4 protein-coding genes are annotated in these 14,843 nt (G+C 60.7%); all 4 read left to right on the top strand.

The features are described 5' to 3' along the window. Positions 1-90 precede the first annotated feature (90 nt). The 4 genes from BLO43_RS06890 (at position 91) to BLO43_RS06875 (ending at position 14,773) form a co-directional block, all read left to right on the top strand. Positions 91-966 (top strand): PEP-CTERM sorting domain-containing protein, encoded by an 876-nt coding sequence (locus BLO43_RS06890; protein WP_090906437.1) that lies wholly within the window; start codon positions 91-93, stop codon positions 964-966. A 101-nt stretch (positions 967-1,067) separates the two neighbouring features. Continuing rightward, complete coding sequence (locus BLO43_RS06885; protein ID WP_090906436.1) at positions 1,068-2,564, top strand: hypothetical protein; 1,497 nt, start codon at positions 1,068-1,070, stop codon at positions 2,562-2,564. A 123-nt stretch (positions 2,565-2,687) separates the two neighbouring features. Continuing rightward, a complete protein-coding gene (locus tag BLO43_RS06880) occupies positions 2,688-4,412 on the top strand; it encodes a ShlB/FhaC/HecB family hemolysin secretion/activation protein (protein ID WP_090906435.1) in 1,725 nt (574 codons plus the stop codon). 122 nt (positions 4,413-4,534) lie between these two features. Further along, positions 4,535-14,773, top strand: a complete 10,239-nt coding sequence (locus BLO43_RS06875; protein ID WP_090906434.1) for a filamentous haemagglutinin family protein — start codon at positions 4,535-4,537, stop codon at positions 14,771-14,773. Positions 14,774-14,843: the final 70 nt, after the last annotated feature.

Below are 14,843 nucleotides of genomic sequence, written 5' to 3'. Positions count from 1 at the left end.
GCTGATCAGATGGGCCACGAGCCGCATGGGTCAGCCGGTTGAAATCGGATATCAGGCGCAACTCATTTAACTTTTTAGGGAGCATCAGTAATGAAAATGAACTTCAAGCTTAAGGCACTCGCGGTCGCCGCCATCATGGCAGCCTCGGCGCCGGCTTTTGCCGCTATCGACGGTGGCGTGACCGGCAACGGTGAACTCCTGCTCAACGTACGCTATTACGGTGGCGATTCCGCTACCACCGGTGGGGATGATATCTCGGCCTTGTTCGATCTGGGCTTAAAAATGAACGATGTGCTCGCCGCGAACAGCAGCCTGACCGGCCTTGCCGGAACGTGGAACCTTAATTCTGGTGCCTACGGCGCCTCCTGGAATCAATTGGTGAATTTTGTCGGTGCAGCCAACATAGGTAAAATCGAATTCAATGTGATCGCTCTGGATGACACCGACCGGAATCTCGCCGGCGGTTCGCGTTATCTGATGACGGGAAATGTGAATTCCTGGCCAAGCCAGGGGAATACAAACGTGAAAACGATGAACATCATGGAAGCGTATATCGATGCCAATAATAGTCGCGGCACCCATGCCACCGATGCCAATGGCGCCAGTGTTGCCATGCCGACGGATGCTCCCAATACCTTCTTCGGCGCAATTGGTGGTTCGACCCAAGGTGATAACTGGATGGCGAAGACTACGGTTGACACCACCCAGGTACTGGGTACGGAGCAGAACTTCTGGTTTTTGACGACTTCCTCCACTTCCAATCTTGCCCAGGCTACCAAGACTCCTTTCGGTGTTGACCTGAATCACGACGGCGTTATCGGTGCGGGCGAGTTCACCAAGATTGCATTGAACGAAGCCGGTATCCTCAGCATCACCAGCCCGGTACCGGAAGCCGATACCTGGGCCATGCTGCTGGCCGGGCTCGGCATGCTCGGCGCGATGGTCCGTCGCCGCACAGGGGTCTGAAACACCACTGCCACTCGCTTCTTCGATCCGCTTCCGCCTCCCGTTTGGGGAGGCGGAGAAGGGATGAATACGCATATACAACCCGTTAAAAGGATATCAAAATGAAACTGAAATTGAGTAAAATCGCGCTCGCAGTCGCGACGCTAGGCGCAACCCCGGTTGCTTTCGCCCTCACTCCTGCACAGATTGCCGCCGGCCCCACCACCTACGTGTGGCTGTCCGGCGCGTCCGCCCCCAGCAATGCCGTATTTCGCAGTGTGATGTCGCTCTGCAATGGCCTGGCCGGCAACGGCGGCGCCAATGACGCCCACATGTACCTGGAAAGCACCGGCACCGAGCCCGGCAAGAGCAGCGGCGACCGGGTCGCCTATGCCTGCACCATGAGTGCCGCCGCCGGTTCGCTGGCGGGCAAGAAAGTGGTGGTGTACCACACAGTTGAAGCAGGTTCCTTCAACGCTTACGCCCCGCATCTGAGCATGGCGGGCGAGCCCAATCCCAATGGTTACCTGCCGGGCAATATCAAACGCGTCAATAACCTGGCATTGCTGGGCGCTGCCGGTAAATGCGCCGCAGGCGCTGCCGGCAGCACCAACGTCGTCCTGAACGGTGTGTCCTATGCCATCGGCCGTTACAACAACTGTAGCGACACGGTTACCAAGACCTTCACCACCACGCTCAAAGGCGATGCCTCGGCCCTTCCTGGCCAGAGCTATCCCGATGGCGGTTTTTCCGACACCGAGTACACGATCAACAAGCAGAACCTGGAAATCGGACGGGATCTGGGCGCCATCGGCAGCGAAGTGGCAACCAACATCGGCCAAGCCTTCGGCGTGGCGGTAAGCTACCCGTTGTACCTCCAGTTGCAGAAGAATGACGTGGCCGATGGTTTGCTGGCCGCGACGTGCGACGATGGCACACCCACCGCTCCCAATCTAACGCCTGCCTGCCAGCCTAGTCTGCCGTCACAGCGTTATACCGCTGTTGCCGGTCAAGGTACGATTGGCAGCGTGGATGGCAGCATCTTCGGCGGACCTGCGGGTTCCGTGGTTAATCTAGCGCGCCGCGTGCCTACCTCCGGCACCCAGTCCGCTTCCAACATGCGCTTCCTGGCCAAGCCGTGTGCTACCGGATTGTCTGGAGGTTCGCTGGAGCCGGCACGTGCCACCGACAGCACGGCTACCGCTATCGTGACCGAGCAGTCCAGCACTGGCGGCGTGAAAACCGCGCTGAACACGGCCACCGGCGCGAGCCAATTTGCCCTGGGCGTGGTATCCATGGAAAACACACCAGCACCTACCGCCACAGCGGATCGCTGGGCTTTCGTCAAACTGAATCGTGTATCCCCCAACTCCGATGCCCAGCAGCGCGAGGAAGCGATGGATGGGTCTTACGACTTCTGGTATGAAATGGCGGCGTTTACCGCCGGCGGTTCGGTCAGTCCTGCCAGCGCCAGTGGCGCCGCACTGATCGCGGCAGTCACCGGTACCCTGGGGGAGAGCGATCTGAAGGGCATCTTCGCTACACCGGTGGCCGGTTCCAGCGGCCCCACCTCCAAGGGTGCGCGTCTTGGCAACTCCTGCCAGCCTGCGGTCCAGTAGTAATCGCGTTTGACAGGCGGTGCAATGCCGCCGGTAGAGGTAGTGTTCGGGACAACCCTTTCGAGGGTTGTCCCATTTGTACATATGGAAGCCGGGTGGTCAAAGTGGGTTTGGATGTTGCGAATGATTAGGGAACCGCTGAATCAGTCTCCAATTTTGCTGGCAGGCGGTAAGCCTTGGCACAGGGGGACCGGCTACGTCCCCAGTTTTCTTTGGGGTGGGCGGCGTGATTCTACCGCTCTTGCGAGCGGTGCGCGCCGTGGAGGGCTGATTCAGCGGTTCCTTCGTAATGCGCTGCGTACGGGATACCTGGCGTATCTGGTTTGCCTGATGGGATGGATGCCCGCATCCCACGCGCAAGATGCGCGATTCGATATATTCGAATATCGGGTCCAGGGTGCGACATTGTTGCCTGTCACGATGATAGAGCAAGCGGTTTATCCCTACATGGGCGAGAAAAAATCCTTGGAGGAGGTGGAGCAGGCGCGTGATGCGCTGGAACGCGCCTATCATGACTCGGGCTATCTCACGGTTCTGGTGAGCATTCCACAGCAAAAAGTCGAAGATGGAGTTGTCAACCTGACAGTCACCGAAGCGCCGGTGAAACGCCTGCGTGTGGTCGATTCGCGCTATTTCAGCCCGGCTGATATCAAAGCCGCGGTACCGGAGCTGGCGGAGGGGAACGTGCCGAACTTCACCGAGATGCAGAAACAGCTTGCATCCCTGAATCGCACAGCCGATCGCGGGGTCACCCCGGTTTTAAGGGCGGGTAAAACGCCCGGCACGGTGGAAGTCGATCTGAAAGTGAAGGATCAGTTGCCATTGCACGGCAGCATAGAGCTGAACAGCCGGCAGATTCCGAATACGACACTGACGCGGCTCAGTGCGAATGTAAGTTGGGACAATCTGTGGCACAAGCAGCACAGTCTCGGGGTGACCGCACTCATCACGCCGCAGAACCCCGACCAGAGCAAGGTGATTTCAGGCAACTACACCATGCCCATGGCGTTTGGTGGCTTTCTCGCCTTGTATAGCGTCTATTCCGCGTCCGACGTGGCGTCGGTGGGTGCGCTCAATGTGCTGGGCAATGGCTTGATAGTCGGGGGGCGCTACATCCTGCCGCTGCCGGGAGGGCAAACATTCTTCCATACCGCAACGCTGGGGGTGGACTACAAGGATTTTGGTCAGGCAGTGAATCTTCTTGACGGCGGCAGCTTTAATACGCCCATCAGCTATCTGCCCTTTACCGTGGGGTGGGACGGTACCTGGGTAGGAGAAAGGCGTAATACCAAACTTGGACTATCGCTGAATTTCCATGTGCGCGGGCTGGTCGGGGACGAAGCAGAATTTGCCAACAAGCGGTTCAAGGCACACTCCAATTACATGTTTCTGCGCGGTAATTTTTCCCATACCGAAACTTTCCGCCAAGGATGGGGTTTGTATGGGCGCGCCAGCTGGCAGATCGCGGACCAACCGCTTATCAATAATGAGCAGTCCATCGTCGGTGGGATAAGTACCGTGCGCGGCTATTTCGAAGTCGCGGCTTTGGGTGACGACAGTGCCACGGGAGGGCTGGAAGCTTTTACGCCCAATTATGCGAAGCATCTGACCACCGCGCTGGAAGAATTCCATCTGCTGGCTTTCATAGACGGGGGTTATGTGCGGGTGAAGCAACCATTGCCCGGCCAGATCGACCATTTCAATCTGCTCGGTACCGGAACGGGTTTGCGCCTCAAGGCCCGGCACGGTTTTACGGCTGAATTCAGCTGGGCGGTGGCGCTGGAAGATGTGAACAGAACGAAAGCAGGGGATAAGCGTGTGCATTTTCTGGTGCGGCAGGCGTGGTGATGCCGATTGAGACAAAGTTTATTTTTGTCATCGTATGACCGATATCGAAGCCGTATTCAGAAAACCGGCATAAGCGCGCAAGACACTGCGTTCGGCCGGATTACAAAAAAAGCGGGGAGAATATGAATCGCAAACTATACAGACTAATTTTCAGCACCACCCTGGGCATGCGGGTTCCCGCGGCGGAAGTCGCGCGCAGCCGTGGCAAGGCGGCAAGCGGCGCTGCGCTGCTGCTAACCGGCCTACTGCTGGTAGAGTTGCTGCTGAGCCCATCCGCGCAGGCCGAACTGCCGGTGCCTTGCGCGGGCGGCAGTTGCGGCGGCGGGATACCGGATTTCGTCACGGCCGGGCAGGCGAATTATCATGTCCACGACCATCAGGCCATTGTCAACCAGGTGGGCGACAAGGCGATTCTCAATTGGGAGAGTTTTAACGTCAGCCCCGGCCACTCGGTGCAGTTCCAGCAGGTGGAAAGCCTCGCCGCGCAGAACCTGGTGCAGGGCGCGAACTTCACCACACTCAACCGCGTCTGGGACAATGATCCCAGCGTGATCGCCGGCATCCTCAGCCAGGCAGTTGGGCAGAATGCGAATATCATCCTGGTCAACACCAATGGTATCGCTTTCATGGGTTCCTCGCAGGTGAACCTCGGCAGCTTCACCGCCAGCAGTCTGGATATTGCCGACAGCTTCATCCTTAATTCCTTCCTGACCACGCAGAAGACGACCCCGCAATTTGAGGGCACGGGCGGTTTCATCAAGGTGTTCGAGGGCGCACGCATCACGGCGGGCAGCCAGGGCCGGGTGATGCTGATCGCGCCGACGGTGATCAATAAAGGCACGGTGGCAGCGCCCGACGGACAGGTGATCGCGGCGGCGGGCACCAGGGTGTTTTTGCGTTCGGCTTCGGCTGAACCCAAAGACGTCAATGTGCGCGGCCTGCTGGTGGAAGTGGACAGCCCGGCCGGCCTCGCTGATTTCGAAACGGCCAACACTGGTGTCAAGGATGGCAAGCTGGATGGCCAGACCGTGGCACTGAAAGAGTCTGCCTTGGACAAACTCGGCCATGTCACCAATCTGGGCGAGCTGAGCACGCCGCGCGGCAACGTCACCATGGTGGGATATGCGGTCAACCAGCAGGGCATCGCGCGGGCGACGACCTCGGTGATTGCCAATGGCTCGGTGTACCTGCTGGCGAAGGATGCGGCAACGGGGCAGGACAATTCCACGCGTGGTGGTCGCGCGGTACTCGGCGCCGGCAGCCTGACCGAGGTATTGCCGGACGTATCCGACTCTACTGGCGTGCTGGATGGGCTGACCGGCACCGGACTGGTACTCCCCTCCCAGGTGAAAGTGGTGGGGCAGGATGTGCGGATGGAGGGCGGCGCGGCGATCAATGCGCCGGCGGGTGAAGTGAATTTCATCGCTGTGGACAATCCTAGCTTGCTATTTACCAATGATCCGGTCACGCAGATGTTTGATGCACCCGTCTCTGATGCTGCCCGTGTTCATATTGCCAGCGGTGCGCGCATCAATGTGGCCGGATTGGAAAATGTGGCTGTTTCCACGGCGCGCAATGGGGTGGAAGTCGAACTGCGGGGGGATGAGCTGAAAGACTCTCCGGTCAATCGCGACGGCCCGCTTCGCAGTCAGAAGGTTTTTGTCGATATCAATCGTGCCTTGGCCAACGCTAACGCGGGTAAACCCACTCTCATCGCCAAGGACAGTCTGCAATCCTATCAGGCGCGCCTGGAACGGAGCGTGGCCGAACGCTCGACCGAGGGGGGGACTGTGCGTGTAAGCTCTCAGGGCGAGGCCATCATCGAATCCGGCGCGGTGATTGACCTGTCGGGCGGCAGCCTGAATTACACTCCGGCCAGCGTGCCTACCACGCTGCTCATGTCCCGTGGCGTATTGACCGACATCGCCAATGCCCGCGCTGATGTGCGTTATGACGGCATTGCCACCCGCTACGTGCAAGACTTCGGCCGCTGGAACATAAAAGAGGTGATCGACCTGGGGCAGAGCTTCAACTATGACCCCGGCTATGCCGAGGGCAAGAATGCCGGCGCACTGGAAGTTATCGGTCTGCGGGCGAGCGTGATGCAGGCTGATATTCAGGGCCGCACCATCGTAGGCGAAGTACAGCGCGACCTTGGCATCATGCCTGCTGGCGCGCGTTTGAGGGTGGGCTACGACCCAGTGGCTGCTCCCCTTCTCGGGGGAAGTATTGAATTCAAACTTAACCAGTTGGTCGAGTTGAGCAGCAGCGGCGCCCTCCTGCCGGCGGGATTCAAGTTTGGCGATGCGTTATCATCCGATCTCATCAATACCCTGCGCATCAATCCCGCATTGCTAGGCAAGGATAAAGTTGCCAACCTGGAAGTTTTCAGTAACAAGGCGGTGGCAGTGCGTGAGGTTCTGCGTGTCCCCCAGGGAGGCAGCGTGCATATCACGGCGGAGGGTATATCGGTCGGCGCCGATATCGAGGCCCCAAGCGGCTCGATTGTGCTCGATGCACATAGAAACGAGCTGCCCGGTCGCTCACCAGATCCATTAAATGTTGTGGTGGCCGATGGCGTGGTGCTGTCGGCACGAGGGGCCTGGGTGAATGAATTACGCGGCGTGCCGACGGGTTCGGGCGAGGTCGCGCTGGTGCATGGCGGTAAAATCATGCTTACCGCGGTTGACAATGTTGCGCTGGGACAAAACACGCTGCTGGATGTCACCGGCGGCGGCCGGCTCAGGATCGATGGCCGCGGCAATGTCATCACCGGCAATGGCGGCGAGATCAGCCTGTCGGGCCACGCAGTGTCGGGTGTCACCGAGGAGAATATGCATGGCTACGGCATCGGCAAAGGTGGCATGCTGACCGTTTTCAGCAATAAAATCCGGATCGGCGGCACGCCAGACAGCACTGCCGGCACGGTCAACCTGGGCGCCGCGTTTTTCGAGCGCGGCGGGTTTGCCGATGTCAATCTTGCGGGGATTGACAATGTGACCTTATCCGAGGGTGTCCGGATCAAGCCGGCTGTCCTTAGCCTGGAATTGCAACCTGACTATACCCTGCGCCCCAGCGGTGGCAGGGTGGAGGATTTTGCCCGCCAGGTAAAGCTGGATGACCTGGTGCGCCAACCAGCGAATTTGAGCCTGACGGCAAAAAATACCGCGGATGGGACGGGTGATTTGTCGATCGGCACGGGCGCACGCATCGAGGCCGATCCCAGGGCAAACATCACGCTGTCGGCCGGGCGCCTGCTGGATATACAAGGGAGCATCAGCGCGCCCGGCGGTAGCATTACGGCGACGCTCGATCATGACCAGAGCTTTGATTTCAATGCAAGCAATAGTCTGTGGCTGGGCAAGCAGGCGGTTCTCGATGTATCAGGCGCGGCGCTGACTTTTCTTGACAACAATCGCCTTACACAGGGCGAAGTGCTGAATGGTGGCACCGTTGCTTTGAATGCACAATATGGCTATGTTGTGGCTGAGGCGGGTTCGAGTATCAAGATGGCGGGGGCTGCGCCGGTGCGGCTGGATATTCTGAATGAGGCGGGGGGGCTGGGGCAGTGGGTGGGCAGCGACGCAGGTTCGCTCGGTATTATCGCACGCGAGGGAATTCTGCTGGACGGGACCCTGCTGGCGCAGGCGGGTGGTGTATTCAATCGCGGTGGAACGTTTGACCTTGTTCTGGGACTTGAAGATGTGGGTGATGCGCTCACTAAAGGCTTTCCACTTGGAGAGCGCGTGCTGAGTCTGGCACCGGCAGTGGCGCCGCTGGCAGGCGGACTGGCTCCGGGCGCCGCCATCCCCGGCGGGCTGAACGGGCAGACAAAGGTTGGCACTACAGCGCTGGAAACGGTAGGTTTCGATCGCATCACACTCAAAAGCCGCGACGCTATCCGGCTGGAAGACAATCTGAATCTGGGCGCCAATCGGGCATTATCATTGAAAGAGGTAGTGCTCGACGCGCCGCGTATCGAAACGGCGGGAGGGAATGCCGCACTGAAGGCGGAGACCCTGCGATTGGGAAATTACGACATAAACCGTGTGGATGTGGTCAACACGCCGGTTGCAGGCAGCGGCACACTCAAGGCGGCTGCACAATTGCTGGAACTCGCGGGCAACCTGACCCTGACCGGCATGGCACGCGCCGAACTGAACGGCACCCAGGAGGTCAGGCTGTCGGGGGTAAGCAGCGGCGGCTTGCCGCGTCCGACAGGCACGTTCGCGAGCGCGTCCGATCTGCTTTTCAGCGGTGCGGTGATCGCCCCCACAACCTATAGCCAGATCAACATCCAGGCGCCGGGGCAAACGGTTGCATTCAGCCGCAATACCCTGCCGCCATCACTGCCGCTATCCGCCCTGGGCAGCCTTACGGTTACGGCCGCGAATATCGTGCAGGACGGCAATGTGTGGGCGCCGTTCGGCCAACTCGCTTTCAACGCCACCGATACCTTGACGTTCAAGGAAGGCAGCCTGACCTCGATCTCCGCCACGCCCGGCAGCCTGATTCCGTTTGGCATGCTGGTGAATGGCCGCAGCTGGGTGTACAGGCCCGACTCGAACGAAATCCCGCAGTCTGGCTTGACCGAAAAATCCATACGCACCCAGGCGGCGAATATCGACATGCAAGCTGGCGCAACTCTGGATCTCGCCGGCGGCGGCGACTTGCAGGCCTACGAGTTCAGCGTGGGTCCAGGGGGGTCGCGCGATATCCTGAACGATGCCCATACCTATGCCATCCTGCCGGGCTATGCGAGCGGATTCGCCCCAGGCGACAGGCAGGAGAGTACTGGTTTCGACCGCGCGGCGGGGGATGCCGTGTATCTCTCCGGCATACCGGGTCTGCCGGCAGGTGTGTACACCTTGCTGCCCGCGCACTATGCACTGCTGCCCGGCGCGTATGCGGTAAGGCTGGGCGCGGACGTGCATAACCTGTTGCCGGGCCAGGCTTACAGCAGGCAGGATGGCACCCAGGTCGTGCCGGGTTATGTCACGGACAGCCGGGCACCGGTAGGGGGGCCGCGTGACGCCTTGTGGAGCGGATTTGAAGTGCTGACCCGTGAGCAGGTTTTGCAGCGGTCGGAAATTACGCTTACCCGTGCTTCGGACTTTTTCGCCGCCAACCCTGTTCGCCCGCAGGACGGTGGGCTTCTCTCCATCGATACCGCAGGCGGGCTTAAGCTGGATGCCCTTTTCAAACTGGGCGCGGCCGGGGGCGGCCGGGGGGCGGCGGTGGATATCAGCGCGTTTAAAATCGCCATCACCAACGGCACATCGTCCGGAACGCAGGGAATCGATCCGCTGGCCACGCGTATCGCGGCCGGCACGCTCAACGCCATGGGTGCGGCCAGCCTGTTCCTGGGTGGCACGCGCAGCCTCGCCCCGGGTAGCGCCAGCACACTCCTCACGGTTAATGCCGAGGAGGTGATATTGGCCAACGACGCCAATCACGCCCTGAAGGGCGACGAAATCATCCTGGCGGCGAAGGATACCCTGACGCTGAAAGCCGGTAGCGCTATCGAGACGCAAGACCCTAAGCCCGGTGCGGGGGGCGATGCGAATAACACAAACCGCTACGAAACCGCCGACAATGGCGCCCTGGTACGGGTCGCGTCAACGTCCGCCAGCTTTTCGCGTACCGGTAGCCCGGATCGCAGTGTGGGTACGCTGGCGGGTGAAACCGGCAGCACGATCCGTTCGGCAAATTCGATCACGCTGGACGCCACGCTGCAGAATGCGTTTACGGGCACCACTCTTTTTGCTGACGATAAGGGTAATCCGGTCGCCGGAAATTTGACGATAGGCGCGACCCGCGTCAATTTTGGCAATGCGCCGGCGGGCGCCGAAGGCCTGATATTCAGCCAGGCGGAACTGGACAGCCTGAACAGCCTGAATTCGTTGACGCTGGCAAGTTACACCACCTTTGATCTGTATGGGGATGTCAGCGTGGGCGGGGTGAATGCCGAGGGCAAGCCGACTCTGCAAGCCTTGAATCTGTCGGGCGCCGGGCTGGCCGGGCTGAACAACGGCGGTAAAACCGCAAATCTGCGCGCAACCAGCATCGTACTTTCCAACCCGGCGGCAGCGACCTTCACCCCCGGTGGCACGCCTGGCAACGGCGTACTGGCGATCCAGGCGGACAAACTGGTGCTGGGCGAAGGCGCCAAAGCCATCCAGGGATTTTCCCAGGTCGACATCCGCGCCAATGAACTCATCGGGCGCGGCTCGGGCAGCACCGATATCGCCGCCGCAACTGCAAACCTGAATGTTGCGCGCCTCAGTGGCGAGCTGGGGACCAACCAAACCCTGACCACAACCGGCTCGCTCAACGTAGCCGACACGGCGGCAGACCGTGCGCTCGCGCCGGTGACTGCGCTGGGGGCGAGATGGGCGCTGTCGGGCACGGATTTGATGTTCGATACCGAGGCCATCTTGCCCTCGGGGCAGCTCCAACTGACGGCGACGTCCGGCAATCTTACGCTGGGCGCGAACGCGGTAGCGAGCGCTGCCGGACGTTCGATGGCTTTTTTCGACGTCGAGCGCGCCTCGCCCGGCGGTATCGTCGAGCTGGCCAGCGATAACGGCAACGTGGTGGTGCAAACCGGCGCCCAGGTGAATGTCTCCGCGTCGCCGGGCGGCGACGCGGGCAAGGTGATCGTGCGCGCAGCCAATGGTACGGCGGATATAGCAGACGGCAGTTTGCAGGGCGCGGCCCTGGCGAATGCTGGCGGCGCCCGGGGCGAGGGCGGGCGCTTCGACCTGGATGTGGCTGCGCTGACCGACTTCTCCGTGTTGAACACGGCGCTCAACCAGGGCGTATTCGATGGTGCGAGGACGCTGCGTGTGCGCACCGGCGATGTCAGGCTGGCTGCAACCGATACGGTCAAGGCCAAGGACATCCATATTGCCGTGGATGGCGGCAAGCTCGATGTCGCGGGGCATGTCGATGCCTCGGGTGGCGATGCGGGCAACATCCGTCTTTATGCAAAGAATGATGTAACGGTGCTGGCAAGTGCAAAGCTGGATGCCTACGCCACCGGCAATGGTAAGCATGGCGGTGAAGTGGAAATCGGCACCACCGCAGGGAGGCTGAATCTCGCTGCGGGCAGTACCCTGGATGTGCATGGAGGTAGTGGCGCCCAGGCGAGCGAGGGAGGAGAGGTGTTGCTGCGCGCACCCCGCACCGGCGGCGGCGCAGGCAGCGACGTGGCAGTGGGCAACATCAACAGCAACATCAGCGGTGCTCGATCAGTAGTGGTCGAAGCGGTCAAGGTCTACGACAATATCACCACGCTTACCGGTAGCGGTGCGAGCAGCGGCACGACGCTGAGCCTGGATACAGTGAACACCGACAACACCAGCTTCGCGTCTCACGCTGCCGCGATAACCTCGCGGCTGGGCAAGGCCGGCGATCCCGCCTTCCATGTGCGCGCCGGGGTTGAAGTGCGTTCGGCCGGCGATCTCACCCTCAGCAATAACTGGAATCTCGCCACCCGTCCCGCGGGAGAAGAGCCAGGCATGCTGACCTTGCGGGCGGCGGGCAACCTCAATCTCGATAACAATCTGTCGGATGGATTCAACGTGGCGACGTCATTCAGCAGCGGCACCACGCCGGCCACGCTGTTGCCCGGCGATTCCTGGGGTTACCGGCTGGTTGCGGGAGCGGATGCCGATGCGGCCGATCCGCTGGCGGTCAGGGCGGGCAGCGGTGATGTCACGTTGGCGGCGGGCAAACTCGTGCGCACCGGCACCGGCGACATCCGCATTGCGGCGGGGCGCGATATCAGGCTGGCTGATGAAAACGCGGCGATTTATACCGCTGGCCGGATTGCCGACTTGGCTAATGGATTTGTCGTACCCGCCAATGCCCAGTTCAGCCAGGGCGGCGGCGACGTGAGCCTGGCGGCGGCGGGCGATATAGTGGGCATGCCCTCGAAACAGCTCTATTCCAACTGGCTGTTCCGCCAGGGAAAATTGAATGATGCCACTGGCGAATATACGCTCCAGCCTGCCTGGTGGGTGCGCTTCGACCAGTTCCAGCAGGGGATCGGCGCGCTGGGCGGCGGCAGTGTCACGCTCACTGCCGGCGGTAAGGTGGAGAATGTCTCTGCCAGCACGCCGACCCAGGCGCGCATGATGGCGACCGCGCCGGATGTCGGCCAACTGGTGAAAACCGGCGGTGGCGACGTGCGGGTGGAAGCTGGCGGTGATCTGCTGGGCGGCCAATATTATGCCGACCATGGCGAACTGGTACTGAAGGCGGGCGGCAAGGTGGATAGCGGGCAGAATGTGAGTGGTGGCCCACTTTATACCATCCTAGCGCTGGGGGATGCTCAAGCGCGGGTGGAAGCGCGGGGGGATGTCAATATTCAAACGGTATTGAATCCGCATCTGGTGATCCAGTCTGCCGGAAGGGGAACAACATTCAACCTCAATGCTGCTAACCCCAGTTCCAACGTCGCTGGTTGGAGTCTCTTCTCGACCTACGGCCGGGACAGCGGCGTGCAACTGCAGAGCCTGGATGGAGCGGCGACTCTGACCAACCAGACCAGCATACTGGTAAGCGGTTACACACGACCGCTGAATTTCAATGTATCGAAAACTATCTATGACCCCGAGCTACTATCCTTGCTGCCGCCCACCCTTTTGGTTACGGCGTTTCAGGGAGATATTCACACGCCGTCTACATCGAGCGTACTGAGTCCGGCAGCCCGTGCTGACCTGGCGCTGCTGGCGGCGAATTCCATCACTATGAGTGCGCCGCTAGTCATGAGCGACAGGGATCCGGCACTGGTCCCGGATGAAGTCCGGCCCGCCGTAAGATCCAATCAATTCCCGCTTTCCACGATAGATTCCGATTTTAAAGTATTTCTTCATGCGCCTGTTCCCGTGCATGCGGGTGATAATCAACCGGCGCGGGTATATGCTGTCGCGGGAGATATCCAGGGCAACTTTAATGAAGTTACTCTGGACTTATCCAAGGCGGTTCAAGTACGTGCGGGACAGGATGTGCGCGATGTGGGCATTCTGGCGCAACATGCCAATGCCGGTGATCTCAGCCGGGTAGTCGCAGGCAGGGATGTGGTCTTTACTTCCGGAAATGATCGGACGGACAACGCCAAAATCTGGGTAGGCGGCCTGGGACGGCTGGAGGTGACTGCGGGACGTAATATCGACCTCGGGACGTCGGCGGGTATCGTCAGCCGGGGCGACCTCGACAATGCCGAACTGCCCAGGGGCGGTGCCGATATTCATGTGGCAGCGGGGGTGGGTGCGCAGGGAATCGACTATACTGGCGCCGTTGGCCGGCTGGCCGCCGAACTGGAAGAAGCAGGTAGCAACCCGGATGATGCCTTGCTATGGCAGGCGCGCTGGCTGGTGGGGAACGACGATTTGAACGGCACCGATGCGCTGGCGGCGGTCCAGGCGGTCCAGGCGCGGGATGCGGATACCCAGCGCGGCATGGTGCGCGAGATGCTCTATACCGCCTTGCTGGTCACCGGTCGCGATACGAACAATCCCGACAGTCCGTTCGCGGGAGATTATGAACGCGGCTATGCGGCGCTGGAACTGGTGTTTCCGGGGATACGCGAGAAGAATGAGGATGGCAGCTTCAAGAATTACCAGGGAGAGATCAACCTGTTCGCCAGCCGCATCAAGACCGAGCGGGGCGGCAATATCGAGTTCATGGTGCCGGGCGGCGACCTGATCGTCGGTCTCAGCAATACGCCGGAAGTGCTGGTGAATACCGGCAATGACGTCCTGGGTATGCTCACGGTGGCCGACGGTAATGTGCGTGGATTCACCCGTAACAATATCCTGGTCAATCAGTCGCGCATTCTTACCGTGGGCGGGGGGGATGTGCTGCTGTGGTCGAGCGAGGGCGATATCGACGCCGGTAAAGGCAAGAAGACGGCGACCGCGGTGCCGCCGCCGATCATCAAGGTGGATTCGCAGGGCAACGTGACGCAGGAATTGCAGGGCGCCGCTTCCGGCAGCGGGATCGGTGCGCTTTCCAGCGGCGGCAAGGTCGCGGGCGATATCGATCTGATCGCGCCCAAAGGCACGGTGAATGCGGGCGACGCCGGCATCCGGGCGAACAACCTCAATATCGCCGCTCAGGTCGTGCTGGGCGCGGACAACATTGCCGTGGCCGGGACTTCCACCGGCACCCCGGTGGCGGATGCCAGCGCGGTCAGTGCCACCACCTCGGGCGCTGCTTCGCAAGGAGATGATGTATCCAAGGCGACGGCGGCTTTGTCGCAGAATCTGTCGGATGCCGCACGGACTGCCGACGCGATGAGAAAGATTAAACCCACCTTTATTTCAGCCGAGGTGATCGGGCGTGGGGAATAGCGAGAACGGGGGTGGAGGATGAAGCCGGCTGCCGGTGGTTCGGGAGAAATAAGCAGCGGGCTACCGCATC

The organism is Nitrosospira sp. Nsp13 (assembly GCF_900101945.1).
Classification (GTDB): Bacteria; Pseudomonadota; Gammaproteobacteria; order Burkholderiales; family Nitrosomonadaceae; genus Nitrosospira; species Nitrosospira multiformis_D.
Note: the sequence above shows the minus strand (reverse complement) of the source record. Positions and strands in the feature narration are given on the sequence as shown.